This is a genomic window from Pseudomonas flavocrustae (genome assembly GCF_029872515.1).
Lineage (GTDB): Bacteria > Pseudomonadota > Gammaproteobacteria > Pseudomonadales > Pseudomonadaceae > Chryseomonas > Chryseomonas aestiva.
In genome coordinates, this window is sequence record NZ_JAPDIQ010000011.1 from 124,420 (window position 1) to 141,481 (window position 17,062).

The 17,062-nt window shown below is 66.5% G+C and carries 14 protein-coding genes; 7 read left to right on the forward strand and 7 right to left on the reverse strand.

Annotation, left to right across the window (positions count from 1 at the left end):
* Nucleotides 1-77: 77 nt before the first annotated feature.
* Both OMP44_RS21290 and OMP44_RS21295 read left to right on the forward strand, forming a co-directional pair.
* Complete coding sequence (locus tag OMP44_RS21290; RefSeq protein ID WP_280311059.1) at nt 78-1,466, forward strand: DUF2868 domain-containing protein; 1,389 nt, start codon at nt 78-80, stop codon at nt 1,464-1,466.
* Nucleotides 1,463-2,839 (forward strand): GTPase/DUF3482 domain-containing protein, encoded by a 1,377-nt coding sequence (locus OMP44_RS21295; protein WP_187978530.1) that lies wholly within the window; start codon nt 1,463-1,465, stop codon nt 2,837-2,839. Before OMP44_RS21290 ends, OMP44_RS21295 begins: the two co-directional genes overlap by 4 nt.
* Here the strand turns inward: OMP44_RS21295 and OMP44_RS21300 are convergent.
* The 4 genes from OMP44_RS21300 to OMP44_RS21315 form a co-directional block, all read right to left on the reverse strand.
* Nucleotides 2,836-3,729 (reverse strand): proline iminopeptidase-family hydrolase, encoded by an 894-nt coding sequence (locus tag OMP44_RS21300; protein WP_187978529.1) that lies wholly within the window; start codon nt 3,727-3,729, stop codon nt 2,836-2,838. The genes OMP44_RS21295 and OMP44_RS21300 overlap by 4 nt on opposite strands.
* A gap of 1,036 nt (nt 3,730-4,765) precedes the next feature.
* Nucleotides 4,766-4,927, reverse strand: a complete 162-nt coding sequence (locus OMP44_RS21305) for a DUF2474 domain-containing protein (protein WP_160923579.1) — start codon at nt 4,925-4,927, stop codon at nt 4,766-4,768.
* Entirely contained in the window at nt 4,927-5,949 is a 1,023-nt protein-coding gene (gene cydB / locus OMP44_RS21310; RefSeq protein ID WP_133862893.1) for a cytochrome d ubiquinol oxidase subunit II, read from the reverse strand. The genes OMP44_RS21305 and cydB overlap by 1 nt, the downstream gene beginning before the upstream one ends.
* Nucleotides 5,946-7,391: a cytochrome ubiquinol oxidase subunit I gene (locus OMP44_RS21315; RefSeq protein WP_280311062.1), complete on the reverse strand. Its 1,446-nt coding sequence runs from the start codon at nt 7,389-7,391 to the stop codon at nt 5,946-5,948. Before OMP44_RS21315 ends, cydB begins: the two co-directional genes overlap by 4 nt.
* A gap of 300 nt (nt 7,392-7,691) precedes the next feature.
* On the opposite strand from OMP44_RS21315, the gene OMP44_RS21320 reads away from it, so the two are divergent.
* The 4 genes from OMP44_RS21320 to OMP44_RS21335 all read left to right on the forward strand — a co-directional run bounded on the left by OMP44_RS21320 (nt 7,692) and on the right by OMP44_RS21335 (nt 13,410).
* Nucleotides 7,692-8,921, forward strand: coding sequence for an MFS transporter (locus OMP44_RS21320; RefSeq protein WP_280311064.1), 1,230 nt, complete (start codon nt 7,692-7,694; stop codon nt 8,919-8,921).
* Between the two features lie 132 nt (nt 8,922-9,053).
* On the forward strand, nt 9,054-10,700 hold the full coding sequence (locus tag OMP44_RS21325; RefSeq protein ID WP_280311067.1) for a methyl-accepting chemotaxis protein: 1,647 nt from the start codon (nt 9,054-9,056) through the stop codon (nt 10,698-10,700).
* 84 nt (nt 10,701-10,784) lie between these two features.
* Nucleotides 10,785-11,588 carry an SDR family oxidoreductase gene (locus tag OMP44_RS21330; RefSeq protein ID WP_187978527.1) on the forward strand — a complete coding sequence of 268 codons (804 nt, stop codon included), beginning with the start codon at nt 10,785-10,787 and terminating at the stop codon, nt 11,586-11,588.
* Nucleotides 11,581-13,410, forward strand: a complete 1,830-nt coding sequence (locus OMP44_RS21335) for a glycoside hydrolase family 15 protein (protein ID WP_187978526.1) — start codon at nt 11,581-11,583, stop codon at nt 13,408-13,410. The genes OMP44_RS21330 and OMP44_RS21335 overlap by 8 nt, the downstream gene beginning before the upstream one ends.
* Before the next feature lie 169 nt (nt 13,411-13,579).
* Here OMP44_RS21335 and OMP44_RS21340 read toward each other — a convergent pair whose 3' ends face one another.
* The 3 genes from OMP44_RS21340 to OMP44_RS21350 all read right to left on the reverse strand — a co-directional run bounded on the left by OMP44_RS21340 (nt 13,580) and on the right by OMP44_RS21350 (nt 14,717).
* Nucleotides 13,580-13,921 (reverse strand): HepT-like ribonuclease domain-containing protein, encoded by a 342-nt coding sequence (locus OMP44_RS21340; protein WP_280311070.1) that lies wholly within the window; start codon nt 13,919-13,921, stop codon nt 13,580-13,582.
* On the reverse strand, nt 13,918-14,208 hold the full coding sequence (locus tag OMP44_RS21345) for a nucleotidyltransferase family protein (RefSeq protein ID WP_133862887.1): 291 nt from the start codon (nt 14,206-14,208) through the stop codon (nt 13,918-13,920). The genes OMP44_RS21340 and OMP44_RS21345 overlap by 4 nt, the downstream gene beginning before the upstream one ends.
* Before the next feature lie 65 nt (nt 14,209-14,273).
* A complete protein-coding gene (locus OMP44_RS21350; RefSeq protein WP_348529688.1) occupies nt 14,274-14,717 on the reverse strand; it encodes a response regulator in 444 nt (147 codons plus the stop codon).
* 207 nt (nt 14,718-14,924) lie between these two features.
* On the opposite strand from OMP44_RS21350, the gene betT reads away from it, so the two are divergent.
* Nucleotides 14,925-16,889, forward strand: coding sequence for a choline BCCT transporter BetT (betT, locus tag OMP44_RS21355; RefSeq protein WP_187981318.1), 1,965 nt, complete (start codon nt 14,925-14,927; stop codon nt 16,887-16,889).
* The last annotated feature ends 173 nt before the right edge of the window (nt 16,890-17,062 follow it).

The window sequence follows — 17,062 nt, forward strand, 5'->3', positions numbered from 1 at the left end:
ACAGAGCATAACAGAGGCGTTAACAGCCAGGGCGCCAGGGACTATGCTCGGCGTCTTTGCCGCAAGGGCGTCGACGCGTGACCGCACTCCCCTCTCCCGCCTTCGAGGATCTCTGGCTCACCGAAGCCCTGCGCCTGACCGAGGAAGACAGCGGCCCGCTGGAAGACGCCGAGGCCAATCGCCAGGCGCGTGCGGCCGGTGGCCCCTTCGAGTCGCGGCTGGTGACGCGCGCCCGTCTGCTCGGCCAGCGCGACGGCCTGCTGGCAGCGCGGCGCCGCTGGCGCCAGGGTGCGCTGCTGGCCGCCTGGCTGCTGGGCATCGTCGCGCTGTTCTGCGGCGCGGGACTCGCCGCCGGGGCCCTGGGTGATGGCAGTCGCCCGGTCAATGTGTTCTGGGCGCTGGGCAGTCTGCTCGGGCTCAACCTGCTCAGCCTGCTGGTCTGGACCCTCGGCCTGCTGGGCGGCGGCCGCCAGCTGGCCTCGCCGCTGGCGCGCCTCTGGCTGTGGCTCTCCGGCCGCCTGGCGCGCGATGCCCGCGCCCTGCACCTGGGGCCCGCGCTGGTCGGGCTGCTCGGCCGCGCCCGTCTGCTGCCCTGGGCGCTGGGCGGGCTGGTGCACGGTCTCTGGCTGCTGATCCTCGGCAGCGCCCTGGCCACCCTGCTGGCCCTGCTTTCCGGGCGCAGCTATCTGTTCGTCTGGGAGACCACCCTGCTTGGCAGCGACACCTTCGTGCTGCTCACCCAGGTACTCGGCGCCCTGCCCCAGCTGCTGGGTTTTCCGCTGCCCGATCCGGCCAGCATCGCCGCCAGTGGCGATGCTGGCAGCCCCCTGGCCACGGCACGGCAGGCCTGGGCCGGCTGGCTGCTGGGCGTGGTACTGGTCTACGGCCTGCTGCCACGGCTGCTGTTGACCCTGCTCTGCCTGTGGCGCTGGCGACGCGGTCGCCAACGGCTGCGGCTGGACGTCGAGCGCCCGGGCTATCTGCAACTGCGCGAACGCCTGCTACCCACCAGCGAACGCCTGGGCGTCAACGACGCCGCCCCCGCCCACCTGCCCCAGCAGGACGCCGGCGGTCTCGCCCGCACCGGCGACGAGGCGCTGCTGGTGGGCATCGAACTCACCGACCATACCTGGCCGCCGCCGCTGCCCGAGGGCGTGCGCGATGCCGGCATCCTTGACGATGGCCAGGGCCGGCGCCATCTGCTCGAACAGCTGACCCGCTATCCGGCGCGCCGCCTGCTGATCGCCTGCGATCCGCGCCGGTCGCCGGATCGCGGTACCCTGGCCTTGCTGGCAGAATTGTCGCGCTGTGCCACGGCGACCCGCGTCTGGCTGTTGCCCGCGCCCTTGGGCAGCAAGCTCGATCCGGTCCGCCTGGACAACTGGCGGCAGGCGCTGGACGCCCTGCGTCTGGCACACTGCGCCGGCGATCTCGAAGAACTGGCCTGGCTGGAGACGAATCCATGAGCGGCCCCCTGCGCCTGGCGCTGGTCGGTCACACCAATGTCGGCAAGACCTCACTGCTGCGCACCCTGACCCGCGACATCGACTTCGGCGAGGTCTCCCATCGTCCCAGCACCACCCGCCATGTCGAGGGTGCCCGATTGTCGGTGGACGGCGAGGCCCTGCTGGAGCTCTACGATACCCCCGGCCTGGAAGACGCCATCGCCCTGCGCGACTACCTGGAGCAACTGGAAAGACCCGGCGAACGCCTGGACGCCGCCACCCTGCTCGATCGCTTTCTCGACAGCGTGGAAGCCCGCCAGAGATTCGAGCAGGAGGCCAAGGTGATCCGCCAGCTGCGCGCCTCCGATGCCGGGCTCTATGTGATCGACGCCCGCGAGCCGGTGCTGGCCAAGTACCGCGACGAACTGGCGGTGCTGGCTGGTTGCGGGCGGCCGCTGGTGCCGGTGCTCAATTTCGTCGCCGCCGACGGTCACCGCGCCGACGACTGGCGCGCCATCCTGGCCCGTCTCGGCCTGCACGCCCTGGTGCGCTTCGACAGCGTCGCCCCGCCGGCGGATGGCGAGGCGCGTCTCTACGAAAGCCTGGCGACCCTGCTGGAAAGCGGCCGCCCGGCGCTGCAACGGCTGATCGCCGACCATGCCGAGCAGGCCCGCCGCCGCCATCAGCAAGGCGTGCGGCTGATCGCCGAATTGCTGGTGGACGCCGCCGCCGCCCGGCGCAGCGTGGCGCCGGGCGAAGCCGAGGTCAGTACCGCGACCGCCGAGTTGCGCGACGCCCTGCGCACCCGTGAACAACGCTGTGTGGAAGAACTCCTGCGGCTGTTCGGCTTTCGCCCGGGCGATGCCCATGCCAGCGACCTGCCGCTGCTGGACGGCCGCTGGGGCGATGACCTGTTCAATCCGGAAACCCTGCGCCTGCTCGGCATCCGCCTGGGCGGCGGCGTGGCGGCCGGGGCGGCTGCAGGGGTCGGTCTGGACCTGCTCGCCGGCGGCCTGACCCTGGGCGCCGCCACGGTACTGGGCGCCCTGGCCGGTGGCCTGGCCCAGACCGGCGGCCACTATGGCCGGCGGCTGTTCGGCAAGCTGCGCGGCGGACGGGAACTGTCCATCGACGATGCCGTGCTGCGCCTGCTGGCGCTGCGGCAGCGTCAGCTGCTGGCGGCGCTGGAAATCCGCGGCCACGCCGCCCAAGGTGCCATCGAAGTGGCCGCGCCTGACGAGCAGCGCTGGCGCGAAGGCAAGCTGCCCGCCGCCGTGCAGGTGGCCCGAGCCCATCCGGAATGGTCAGCGCTCAATCCGCGGTCGCGCCTGCAGGCCGACGACCGCCAGACCCGCATCGACGAGATCGCTGCGGCCCTCGACGCCGAGGCCTAACCGCGCTCCACCTCGGCGAGAAAGTCCGCCACGGTGGCCATGCAGGCCTCGCGTTCTTCCACGTGGGGCATGTGGCTGGAATTCTCGAAGATGCGCCAGCGCACGTCCGGGATGAGCCGGTCGAAGGGCTCCACGCAGGCCGGCGTGGCCTCGTCGTGACGCCCGGAGATCAGTAGCGTCGACACCTGGATCCGCGCCAGCCGCTCGATCACGCTCCAGTCCCGCAGACTGCCGATCACATGGAACTCGGTAGGACCGTTCATGGCGTGATAGACGGTGGGATCGGCGTCGATGGCGGCGAAGGTCCGCACCACCTCGGCCGGCAGCGGCTGCACCCGGCAGACATGGCGGTCATAGAAGACCTGGCTGGCGGCGCGATACTCGGGCGAGTCGGTGGTGCCGGCGGCCTCGTGGCGCTCCAGGGTGGCCTGCACCGCGGACGGCAACTCGGCCCGCAGCCCTGCTGCAGCCGCGCGCCAGAGCGCCATCGACGCAGGCGAATTGGCAATGATCAGCCCCCGCAGTCCTGCAGGCTGACGCACCCCGTGCTCGGCAGCCAGCATTCCGCCCCAGGATTGGCCGAGCAGCGCGTATTGGCCGATACCCAGGTGGCGCAGCAGGTTGTTCAGCTCGTCGAGAAACAGCTCCACCGTCCAGAATCCCGGATCGATGCCGCGCAGGTGGGTGGAACGGCCATTGCCCAGCTGGTCGTAATGCACCACCGGCCAGCCGTGCTCGGCCAGGTCCTTGAAGCTGTCGACATAGTCATGGGTGCAACCGGGACCGCCGTGGGCCACCACCAGCGGTAATCGCCCGCTGGCCAGCTCACCGGTGACCCGGTACCAGGTCTGGTGGCCTTGGAAATCGGCGTAGCCTTCTTGAACCTGCATGGATGCCTTCCTCGTCGCGATGGGAACGGAGTCAGGCTAGCGGGCGGGGGGGAGCGGGATAACTGGGAAAAGTTGTAGGTTTGGGGAGTGGGCTGCGTTGCAGTTTTAATCAGCTCCGCGGCTGATGCGCGGCGTTTGACCCGTTCACGCCGGACTGCCCCCTCTCCCGCTTGCGGGGGAGGGTTGGGGTGGGGGTAGTGCTTTTGCTCAGGCCGCCAAGCTGATTTTAGGAATCTGCTGACGATCCTTGTTCCGCCCCGCCGGGCGGGTCACTTTTTTCAATTGCCAAAAAAGTAACCAAAAACGCTCGCCCCGACTGGCCGGTCCTGCGCCTTGCGCAGGATGCCCTCACGTCAGCGCCGCTCCAGCGGGCCGTGGCCGAAGGGCCGTCCTGGCCCTCGGCCTCTTTCGCGGCATCCATGCCGCTCACCCACTTCCGCGACACTGCCGTTCGACCGGCCAAACGGGGCACTGGGGTGCCGGCTGAGAGTTGGGCGTCATAGAGCAGACCTGCGTTCCAAACCTGCTGATCTACTGAATCAGTGCCGCCAAGAAACATGTGAAGAGAAGGGAAGAGAAGAGAAGAGAAGAGAAGAGAAGAACTGATCAGCCTTTTAAAAAGACACCTTCAGCCGGCACCCAAGCGCCCTGTTCAGTAGGCCGAACGCAGCCACTCTGGAGGCGGGTGAGCGGCAGGGATGCCGCGAAAGGCGTCGAGGGCCAGGACGGCCCTTCGACGGCGGCCCGGCGGAAGAGCGGCGGAGCGAGGGGACCCGGAGCGCAGCGTAGGGCCGGATGACCAGGGCGAGCGTTTTTGGTTACTTTTTTTGCGACTGAAAAAAGTAACCCGCCCGGCGAGGGCGGAACAAAAGCCTACCGAGCACACCGCAAATCAGCTCGGCAGGTTGACCCACCCCAACCCTCCCCCGCAAGCGGGAGAGGGGGCGTCTGGCGTAAAGGGTAGCTTTCCAGCACAGGATCGTGCCCTGCGTAGGGTGGATGACGGCGCAGCCTCATCTACCAACACACGGAAGGGTCAGTGCGACTTGAGCCCCGCCGCCGTCAGCACCAATCTCAGCACCCAGGCCACCACGCCGAGTGCTACCAGGCTGCAGGCCCAGATGGCGGCCATCCAGGCGAGCCGCTGCCAGAGCGGCTTGTTATCGGCGGGATTGGGTTCGCGCGAGCGGCCGACCATCAGTGGTAGCCCTCCCCCGCGCGGACCTTGCCGCGGAACACGTAGTAGCCCCAGAAGGTGTACATCAGGGTGATCGGAATGATGAACAGGGTGCCGATGAGCAGGAACAGCTGGCTCTGCGGCGGCGACGAGGCCTCCCAGATGGAAACGCCCGGCGGGATGATGTTCGGCCAGAGGCTGATGCCCAGACCGCTGTAGCCGAGGAAGATCAGCGCCAGGGTCAGCAGGAAGGGCGCGTGGTGCGAGTCCTCGCGCAGGATGGCGCGCAGCAGGGCCAGGGTCACCACGCCCACCAGGATCGGCACCGGCAGGAACCAGACCAGATTGGGCATGCTGAACCAGCGGGCGGAGATGGCCGCCTGGCTCAGCGGGGTCCAGATGCTCACCACCGCGGTAAAGGCCAGCAGCAGGAACAGCAGCGGCTTGGTCAGGCGACGCATGGTGGCCTGCAGCGGGCCCTCGGTCTTCATGATCAGCCAGGTGCTGCCCAGCAGCGCATAGGCGGCGATGACGCCCAGGCCGCAGAACATCGAGAAGGGCGTCAGCCAGTCCAGCGGACCGCCGACATACTGGCGATTCTCCACCGGGAAGCCTTCGATGAAGGCGCCCAGGGCCACGCCCTGACAGAAGCTGGCCAGTAGCGAGCCGAAGATGAAGGACTTGTCCCACAGGGCTTCCTTGCCTTCCTGGACCTTGAAGCGGAATTCGAAGGCCACGCCGCGGAAGATCAGGCCGATCAGCATGAAGATCAGCGGCAGGTAGAGCGCCGGCAGGATCACCGCGTAGGCCAGCGGGAAGGCGCCATAGAGCCCCGCCCCGCCGAGCACCAGCCAGGTCTCGTTGCCGTCCCAGATGGGCGCCACGGTGTTCATCATGACGTCGCGATCTTCCTTGCCCTTGACGAAGGGGAAGAGGATGCCGATGCCCAGGTCGAAGCCGTCCATGACCACGTACATCATGAGGCCGAAGATGATGATGATCGCCCAGATCAGCGGGAGGTCGATGCCAGGGATGCCGTTCATGTGCGGTCTCCGGTCAGCTGGTCATTGGGATTGTCTTCTTCCAGGCCGCCATCGGCGCCGGACAGCGGACGCTTGGGATGACGATCGGTGCCCGGGCCGCCGGAGGTGGGCAGGTCGCCTTCACCGGTGTGCGGACCCTTGCCGATCATGCGCAGCGCATAGAGGGTGCCGATGCCGAACACGGCGAAGTAGACCACCACGAAGGCCACCAGGGTGATGCTCAGCTGGGTGACGCTGTGGTTTGACACCCCGTCCTTGGTGCGCAGGAGGCCGTAGACGATCCACGGCTGGCGGCCCACCTCGGTGGTGAACCAGCCGGCCAGCAGGGCGATGAGGCCGACCGGCCCCATGCAGGTGACCAGGCGCAGGAAGCCGCGGGTCTCGAACAGTTTGCCGCGCCAGCGCAGCCAGGCACTCCACAGGCCGGCGGCGATCATCAGCATGCCCAGGGCGACCATGATGCGGAACGACCAGAACACCACATAGGCCGGCGGCCGGTCTTCCTTGGGGAAGTCCTTGAGCGCCGGGATCGGCTCGGTGAGGCTGTGCTTGAGGATCAGGCTGCCGAGCACCGGGATCTCCAGCTTGAAGCGGGTTTCCTCGCGCTCCATGTCCGGCCAGCCGAACAGGATCAGCGGGGTCGCCTCGCCTGGGGGGTTCTCCCAGTGGCCCTCCATCGCGGCGATCTTGGCCGGCTGGAGCTCCAGGGTGTTGAGGCCGTGGGCGTCGCCGACGAAGGCCTGGATGGGGGCTACCAGCAGGGCCATCCACATGGCCATGGAAAACATCTTGCGCACCGCCGGGTTGTCGTTGCCGCGCAGCAGATGCCAGGCCGCCGAGGCGCCGACCAGGAAGGCCACCGACAGGTAGGCGGCGATGGTCATGTGCGCCCAGCGGAAGGGGAACGACGGGTTGAAGATCACCGCCAGCCAATCCACCGGGACGATGCGCCCATCGACGATCTCGTAGCCGCTCGGGGTGTGCATCCAGCTGTTGGAGGCCAGGATCCAGAAGGTCGACATCAGGGTGCCGATCGCCACCATCACCGTCGAGAAGAAGTGCAGGCCGCGGCCCACGCGATTCCAGCCGAACAGCATGACGCCGAGGAAGCCGGCCTCGATGAAGAAGGCAGTGAGCACCTCGTAGGTCAGCAGCGGGCCGGTCACGGCGCCGGCATAGTCGGCGAAGCCGCTCCAGTTGGTGCCGAACTCGTAGGCCATCACCAGACCGGACACCACGCCCATGCCGAAGAAGATCGCGAAGATCTTCAGCCAGAAATGATACAGATCCTTGTAGACGTGGTTGTCGGTCTTCAGCCACAGCCCTTCGAGCACGGCAAGAAAGCTCGCGGTACCGATGGACAGCGCCGGAAAGACGATGTGGAAGGACACGGTGAAGGCGAACTGGATCCGGGCGAGATCCAGGGCTTCGAGGCCGAACATAGCTATTCCTCTCAGGCACGCCGGCCGTCGAGAGCAGCCGGTCGAGTTGACGCTGACCGAGGTTCGAACCTCCGGCGTCGCCTGGGGTTCGAGCGGGACGCTAAAAAGGCGCCGCCGCTAGCCCAAAGGACCAGGTCGGAAGCTGACGTGGATCAACGTCAGGCTTTAGGATAGTCCTCCTCGATACATTTGCTTACGTGGTTCGATGTCGCATCGGGCAGGCTGTCGCACCCCGCAGTTGTATGACGATCAGCCTCGGGGTGGCTTAAGATGCTGCCTCTGCCCTCGCGAGCCCCAGTCATGTCCGGCGATACCCTGCAGCTGCGTCACCACCGTCCCTTCGTCGCCTTCTGGTTCGCCCGCATCTGTACCGCCGGCAGTTTCCAGATGCTCACCGTCGCCATCGGCTGGCACCTCTATTCCCTCACCGGCAACGTGCTCGACCTCGGCCTGGTGGGGCTGGCGGAATTCCTGCCGCGGGTGCTGTTCATGCTGCACACCGGACATGTCGCCGATCGCTACGACCGCCGCCGGGTCGCTGCCCTCTGCCAGACCGGCCAGGGGCTGATCGCCCTGGTGCTGCTGGTGGGCAGCCTCAATCACGCGGTGACCCGCGAACTGATCTTCATCCTGGCGTTCTGCCTGGGCACCGCCCGCGCCTTCGAGCAGCCCACCACCCAGGCGCTGCTGCCCAACATCGTGCCACCGGCGATCTTTCCCCGCGCCATCGCCGCGGCGGCCTCGGCCATGCAGGGCGCCACCATCATCGCCCCGGCGCTGGGCGGGCTGCTCTATGCCCTGGGCGCCGCCTGGGTCTATGGCCCGGCGCTGGTGCTCTATGGCACCGCCATCCTGCTGGTCTCCAGCCTGCCGGCGCGGCAGACGCCCAGCCAGAAGGAAAAGCCGACCCTGAACAACCTGCTGGCCGGCATCCGCTTCATCAGGAGTCGCCCGGACGTACTCGGCGCCATCTCCCTGGATCTGTTCGCCGTGCTGCTGGGCGGCGCCACCGCCCTGCTCCCGGTGTTCGCCGCCGACATCCTGCTCACCGGGCCCTGGGGCCTTGGCCTGCTGCGCTCGGCACCCGCGGTGGGCGCCCTGGGCATGTCCTTTCTGCTCGCCTACGTCAGCCTCAATCGTCACGTGGGCCGCATCATGTTCGGTTCGGTGGCGCTGTTCGGCGTCGCCACCATCGCCTTCGGGCTATCCACCTCGCTGTGGTTCTCGCTGGCCACCCTGGTGGTGCTGGGCGCCGCCGACATGGTCAGCGTGGTGATCCGCAGCTCCTTCGTGCAGCTGGAAACCCCGGATGCCATGCGCGGCCGGGTCAGTGCGGTCAACGGGCTGTTCATCGGCGCCTCCAACCAGCTCGGCGAATTCGAATCGGGGGTCACCGCGCACTTCTTCGGCACCGTGCCGGCAGTGGTGCTAGGCGGCGTCGGCACCCTGGTGATCACCGGGGTCTGGATGAAGCTGTTCCCGGGCCTGGCCAGGCGCGACCGGCTGACGGAGCCACGCGACGACGGTTGAATCCTGGCCAGTCGCGCTGGCACGGCCACTCATCCCGAGGCCATGACCGCTCGCCCCGGAAAAGAGTTATCGCGCAAACCTTTACCACAAAATGTGATCCATATCACATTCCGATAGATTCCTGAGGTTCCCATGCGCACCCCTCTTTCCATGGCCGCCCGCCTGGGCCTGGGCTTCGGCCTGATCCTGGTGCTGATGCTGCTGATCACCCTCGTCGGCGTCCAGCGGGTCGGCGTCATCGATGACACCCTGACCGCCGTCAGCCAGGGCGCCAGCGTCAAGCAGCGTTACGCCATCAACTTCCGCGGCAGCGTACACGACCGCGCCATCGCCATTCGCGATACGGTACTGATCCACGACGCCGCGCCTCTGGCCAGCCGCCTGGCCGACATCGATCGCCTCAAGGCCTTCTATCGCCAGTCCGCCGAGCCCATGGATCAGCTGTATGCCAGCCAGGGCGCCACTGCCGAGGAACAGCGCCTGCTGGCGGCCATCAAGGACATAGAAGGCACCGCCCTGCCGCTGACCGATCGCCTGCTGCAACTGCGCCAGGCCGGTGATCTGGAAGGCGCCCGGATGTTCCTGCTGGAGCGCGTTTCGCCGGCCTATGTCGAGTGGCTCAAGCGCATCAATGCGCTCATCGATCATGAGGAAGCCATCGCCAGCGGCCATCTGGCCGAGGTCCGCGGCATCGCCGGTGGCTTCCGCTGGCTGATGCTGGTGACCTGCGCCCTCGCCCTGCTGCTGAGCGTGACCGTCTCCATCCTGATCATCCGCCAGATGGGCGCGACCCTGGGCGGCGAACCCCATGTCGTGGCCGCCGCCATCCGCCGGCTGGCCGAGGGCCGCCTGGACGAGCGCCCCGCCACCCGTCATCCGGACAGCGTGATGGGCACCCTGGGCAGCGCCACCGCGCACCTGGGCGAAACCATCGTCCAGGTCCGCCATACCGCCAGTTCGGTCGCCGCCGCTGCCGCCCAGTTGCAGGACACCGCCCAGACCAACCAGCGCCACACCGATGTGCAGTCCAACCAGGCCCAGCACATGGCCGCCGCCGTCACCGAGCTGGCCGCCACCATCGGCGAGGTCGCCGGCTACGCGGCCCAGGCCGCCCAGGCCACCGGCAATGCCAGTGCCCAGGTGGACACCGGCAACCGGCTGGTCGCCAGCTCCGGCCAGGCCATCGGTCAGCTGGTGCAGGCCCTGGAGCAGGCCAGCGTCACCGTGCAGCAGGTCTCCAGCGACAGCGCCAGCATCGAGAACATCGTCGCCGTCATCAACGGCATCGCCGAGCAAACCAACCTGCTGGCGCTGAATGCCGCCATCGAGGCCGCCCGCGCCGGAGAGCAGGGCCGCGGTTTCGCCGTGGTGGCCGATGAGGTCCGCAACCTGGCGACCCGTACCCAGGAATCGACCCGCGAGATCCGCGGCATGATCGCCACCCTGCAAGAAGGAGCCGGACGCGCCGCGGCGCAGATGGAAGAGAGTCGCGGCCAGGCCCACGAGACCGCCGAGCTGACCCAGCGCGCCGTCGCGGCCCTGGCAGCCATCCAGGCGGACGTCGGCTCGGTGAACGCCATGAATGCGCAGATCGCCACCGCCGCGGCGCAACAGACCGCCGTGGCCGAAGAGGTCAACGAAAACATCAATCGCATCCATGCGGCCACCCTGGAAACCGCCAGTGGGTCGCAGCAGATCGCCGGGGCCAGTCGTCAGCTGGCGGAGCTGGCCGAAGACCTGGAACGCCGCATGAGTCTGTTCCGCACCACCCGTGCCTGAACATCCGGCAACGCTCGCGGGCTGAACCTAGACGCGAGCGCAACGGTCAGCAGTCAGACACCTTTTCTGCGCAGGAGTCTGGACATGCAGCTTTCCCTCAACGGCCAGGTCGCCCTGGTCACCGGCGGCAGCTCCGGGATCGGCGCCGCCGTTGCCGAAGCCCTGGGCAAGGCCGGTGCCGCCGTCGCCATCAACTACCACTCCCACGCCGAACCTGCCGAAGAACTGGCCAGGCGCATCCAGGACGCCGGAGGCCGCGCCATCGCCGTGGGCGGTGACGTCGGCGACGAGGACGCGGTCAAGGCCCTGTTCGAGCGCACCCTGGAAGCCTTCGGCCGCCTGGACATCCTGGTCGCCAACTCCGGTCTGCAAAAGGACGCGGCGGTGGCCGACATGTCCCTCAAGGACTGGAACACGGTGATCAACACCAACCTTACCGGCCAGTTTCTCTGCGCCCAGGCGGCGATCCGCCAGTTCCGCAAGCAGGGCCGCGACGAGAACATTTCCCGCGCTCTCGGCAAGATCATCCACATGAGCTCGGTGCACGAGGTCATTCCCTGGGCTGGACACGTCAACTACGCCGCCTCCAAGGGCGGGGTCAATCTGCTGATGCGCAGCCTGGCCCAGGAAGTCGCCGCCGAGGGCATCCGCGTCAACAGCATCGCCCCGGGCGCCATCGCCACCGCCATCAATGAAGAGGTGACCGGCGACGAGGCCAAGGCCCGCGAACTGCTCAGGCTGATCCCCTACAAGCGTGTCGGCCACGTCGACGACGTGGGCAACGCGGCGGTCTTCCTCGCCAGCGACCTGGCCGACTACATCGTCGGCACCACCCTGTTCGTCGACGGCGGCATGTGCCTCTATCCGGGATTCGAAGACAATGGCTGATTCCACCTCCGTACAGGGTCGTCGCAGTATCGGCGCCCATGGTGTCATCGGCGACCTGCGTACCTGCGCCCTGGTCGCCACCGACGGCACCATCGACCACTTCTGCTGGCCGAATCTGGACAGCCCCTCGGTGTTCGCCGCCCTGCTCGACTCGGAAAAGGCCGGCTATTTCAGCCTGGCGCCGGTCTGGGAAGACGCCCGCGAGCAACAGCTCTACCTGCCGGATACCAACATCCTGCAGACCCGCTGGCTGTCGGCGGAAGGGGTCGCCGAGATCACCGACCTGATGCCGGTGTGCAGCAGCGAAGATACCAAGCCGCGTATCGTCCGCCGCGTACAGGTGGTGGCCGGCCGCTGCCGCTTCCGCCTGGTCTGCGCGCCGGCCCACGACTATGCCCGTGCCGAAACCCGCGCCCGCCTGGTGGACGGCGGCGCCCTGTTCGAGGCCGCTGGCCAGCCGACCCTGCGCCTGGCGTCAAGCGTCACTCTGCGGGTGGACGGCAATGCCGCATCGGCCGAGTTCGAACTGGAACAGGGTGAGCAACTGGATTTCGTCTTTGGCTGCAAGGAAGACGACAAGGTCGTCGCCGGCCAGAGCGATCTCTGCTTCGAGGACACCCTCTCCTACTGGACTTCCTGGGCCGCCAAGAGCCATTACCAGGGGCGCTGGCGCGAGATGGTCACCCGCTCGGCCCTGGCGCTGAAGCTGCTGACCTCCTGCAAGCACGGCTCCATCGCCGCGGCCGCCACCTTCAGCCTGCCCGAGGCACTGGGTGGCGAGCGCAACTGGGACTATCGCGCCTCCTGGATCCGCGACGCCTCCTTTACCGTCTACGCCTTCATGCGCCTGGGCTACACCCAGGAAGCCAAGGATTTCACCCACTGGGTGGGCCAGTGCGTGGAAAACAGCCACAACGCCCCGGAAAAACTGCAGATCATGTATCGCCTGGACGGCGGGCTGGACCTGCCCGAGGAAACCCTCGACCACCTGGCGGGCTATGCGAACTCGAGTCCGGTGCGCATCGGCAACGAGGCCTACAAGCAGGTCCAGCTGGACATCTACGGCGAGCTGATGGACGCCATCTACCTGTCCAACAAGTATGGCGAAGCCATCTCCCACCATGGCTGGAAGGACGTGGTGCGGATGATCGATCACGTCTGCGAACACTGGAACCAGCCCGATGCCGGTATCTGGGAGATGCGCGGCGATCCCGAGCACTTCCTGCATTCACGGCTGATGTGCTGGGTAGCCATCGACCGCGCCATGCGGCTGTCGGTCAAGCGCTCGCTGCCAATGCCCTATGAACGCTGGTACGCCGCGCGCGCCGCCATCCAGGAAGACATCTGGGACAACTTCTGGAACGCCGAACTGGGTCATTTCACCTCGACCCGCCACGGCAAGAGTCTGGACGCCGCCCTGCTGCTGATGCCGCTGGTGCGCTTCGTCAGCGCCACCGATCCCATGTGGCTGTCTACCTTGGACGCCATCAAGACCAACCTGGCCTACGACGGCATGATCCGCCGCTACAACCCGGTCGACACCCCGGCGGACAACCTCAAGGGTGAAGAAGGCGCCTTTGTCGCCTGCTCCTTCTGGTACGTCGAATGCCTAGCCCGCGCTGGTCGCGTCGACGAAGCCCACCTGGAGTTCGAAAAGCTGCTGGGCTACGCCAATCCCCTGGGCCTGTACGCCGAGGAACTGGACAAGCGCGGCTATCCCCTCGGCAACCTGCCCCAGGCCCTGTCGCACCTGGCCCTGATCAGCACCGCCTTCTTCCTCGATCGCAAGCTGAGCGGCAAGGATCCGCAATGGCAGCCGTAGGGCGAGCCGATGCAGCCATGGCGGTCCTCGATGCGGACGCCCCTGCGGGTGCCAGCCCGATAGCGGATCGCGATCTTGCTCGCTGGAGCTGATAAAGCAGGAAACCCGCTCGGACAGCCCCCTCTCCCCCTGGGAGAGGGTTGGGGTGAGGGCACAGCGAGCTACCAGGCTAGTTTCCCGGTAACAAACGCAGTTGCTCCAGAAGCTCCGGTAGAGCGGTAACGACGGTTTCCCAGACGACATCGAGATCGATGTCGAAATAGCCATGGGCGATACGGTTGCGCATACCCCTCATGCTGCGCCATGGAAGGTGCGGATGCATTTGGGTGAAAGCCTCGTCCGCGATCATGATCTTGGTCGCCGCTTCGCCAATGATGATCAGGCTCATGACCACCGCTTGCTGTGTCCGGCGGTCTTCGAGGAAGTCTTCCCGAGTGAGGCCCTCGATAAAGCCTACGGCTTCGCCGGCCGCCTGTTGCATATGAACCAGATAGTCCGCTGTGCGATTCATATCGGTCGCGCTGCCAGCAGGACCTGAGTGCGAAAAGATCCGGGCAGATCGGCAGGGGTCACCAGATCCACAGGAACGCCCAGCAACTCCTCCAGCTCATCCTGCAGGCCTCCCAGATCAAACAATGTCGCCCCCGGCAATGCGTCTACCAGCAGATCGAGATCGCTGCCGTCCTGATCGGTACCGTCCAGGACAGAGCCAAATACCCGCGGATTGGCCACGCGAAAACGCGCTGCAGCGTCTCGTATTACTGCGCGTTTGAGGTCTAGGGCTAAGGAAGGTCGCATGGCATGACTCAAGCTGGATCAGCCCTCGAATAGTCGGCCATAGGTCCCGACTTTTCAACCGCCCCTCACGCCACCCGACTCTGCCCCAGCACCTCGTTGACGCAATTGGCCATGTCGTCGATATGCCAGGGCTTGGGCATGAAGCGGGTGCGGCCGGCGCCGCGGGGGACGGTCAGGCGATCGCCGGAGGTGAGAATCACCGGGATGTGCGGCCAGCGCTGAGCGACCAGTTGGGCCAGGGCCTCGCCATCCAGGCGTCCCGGCATGCGCACGTCGGTGAAGAGCACGTCGATGCGGGCACCGTTCTGTTCCAGATAGCTCAGCGCCGCATCGGCGGTCGACATGGCCACTACCTGGAGGTCCACCAGCGACTCCAGGGCCTCGGTGGCCAATTCCCGCAGCAAGGGTTCGTCCTCTACCAGAAGCAGTAGTGGACGATAGGAGCCGAAGGGAGAAGATGCCTGAGTCATACCCAACAGACTTTGCCAAGAGGTCACGGTTCTGACCATTCGGCCCTGGCTCGACCAAAGTCGACCACCGGCATAAGCAAGCCTTCTAAGCGGCAACTTTCAACGCCTCGCTGACTCGAAGCGTTCACCTCGGGGGCCTCCTGTGGTATTCTTTTTTAATCGAACGATCAATTAAAAAAGCATTCTCCCTTTGGCAGTCTGCAAGGAGTCCTCATGAGTGCAACGCCCTCATCCGGCACCGTAAAGCTGAATCCTCCCGCCTTCTATTGTGCGGCCGCAGTGATCCTGCTGTTTTCCCTGGTGGTCATCGGCCGTCCCGAGCAGGCCGGCGCCTGGCTGCTGCAGGCCCAGACCTGGGCCGCCAATACGGTCGGCTGGTACTACCTGCTGGCCATGTCGCTCTATCTGGTGTTCGTGGTGGTCACCGCGCTGTCCGGCTACGGCAAGATCAAGCTCGGTGCCGACCACGACCAACCCGAGTTCAGCTATCTGTCCTGGGCCGGCATGCTGTTCGCCGCGGGCATCAGCATCACCCTGTTCTTCTTTTGCGTATCCGAACCCCTGACCCACTTCGCCCAGCCCCCGGCCGGTGAAGGCGGCAATCCGGCAGCCGCGCGCCAGGCCATGCAGATTCTCTTCCTGCACTGGGGCCTGCACGGCTGGGGCGTGTTCGCCCTGGTGGCCATGGCCCTGGCCTACTTCGCCTATCGCCACAACCTGCCGCTGGCCCTGCGTTCGGCGCTCTATCCGCTGATCGGCAAGCGCATCAACGGGCCCATCGGCCACGCCGTGGACGCCTTCGGCATCATCGCCACCATTTTCGGCCTCGGCGCCGACCTGGGCTTCGGGGTGCTGCACCTCAATGCCGGCCTCGACTACCTGTTCGGCATCAGCCACAGCCACTGGGTGCAACTGATCCTCATCGTGCTGATGATGGGCGCGGCCATCGCCGTGGCCGTGTCCGGTGTCGACAAGGGCGTGCGCATCATGTCCGACATCAACATGGTGCTGGCCGTCGCCCTGCTGCTGTTCGTGCTGTTCGCCGGTCCGACCCAGCACCTGCTCAACACCCTGATCCAGAACATCGGCGACTATCTCTCGGCCTTGCCGGGCAAGAGCTTCGATCTCTATGCCTATGACGAGCCGTCCGACTGGCTGGGTGGCTGGACGGTGTTCTACTGGGCCTGGTGGATCGCCTGGGCGCCCTTCGTCGGGCTATTCATCGCGCGCATCTCGCGCGGTCGCACCATCCGCGAATTCGTCTTCGGCGTGCTGTTCATCCCGCTGGGCTTCACCCTGGCCTGGCTGTCGATCTTCGGCAACAGCGCCCTGGAGCTGGTCCTCGGCCAGGGCATGACCGGCCTGGCGCAGACCGCTCTCACCGATCCGGCCATGGTCTTCTATCAGGTGCTGGAAACCTATCCGGCCAGCCGCGTGGTGATCAGCGTCGCCGTGCTGGTGAGCTTCGTCTTCTTCGTCACCTCGGCCGATTCCGGCACCGTGGTGCTCTCGACCCTGTCGTCCACCGGCGGCGAGGCCGATGAAGACGGTCCCAAGTGGTTGCGGGTGTTCTGGGGCGCGGCCGTGGCCCTGGTCACGGGCGGCCTGCTGTTCGCCGGCAGCATGGATGCGCTGAAATCCGCGGTGGTGCTGACCTCGCTCCCCTTCTCGGTGGTGGTGCTGCTGATGATGTGGGGGCTGCACAAGGCGCTGCACCTGGAATCCCAGCGCCAGCGGGCGCGGCTGCATTCGCTGGCGCCGGTGGCGACCAACGGCAAGGCCCGCCATGGCGGCTGGCGCCAGCGGCTGTCCCAGGCGGTGTACTTCCCTTCGCGGGACGAGGTCTATCGCTTCATGGACAGCACCGTGCGGCCAGCCATGGAAGAGATGGTCGAGGTCTCGCGGGAGAAAGGGTTGGTGGTGGAGACCCAATTCGACGCCACCAACGCCAACCTGCAACTCATCATCGGCCATGGCGAAGAGCACCCCTTCATCTACCAGGTGATCATGCAGGGCTACTTCACGCCCTCCTTTGCCCGCGCCGGCATCGGCGGCCTGCACTTGAAGAATCGGCGCTACTACCGCGCCGAGGTGCACCTCACCGAAGGCAGCCAGGACTACGACCTGGTGGGCTACAACCGCGAGCAGATCCTCAATGACATGCTCGACCAGTACGAACGTCATCTGCAGTTCCTGCACCTGGTGCGCTAGCCAACGGTTTTTTCAGTGACTGAAAGGCCATTGAAAGCGACAAAGGTCGTATAATCGTCTCCAGGGTCGACCCCGTGTCGGCCCCGGGGTCGGTACGCTGCGCCGGTCCCCCGCCGTCCGGAGACCGCCTTGCCCACCCCGCCTGCCCCCTCGCCCTATCCTCCACTGCTGCA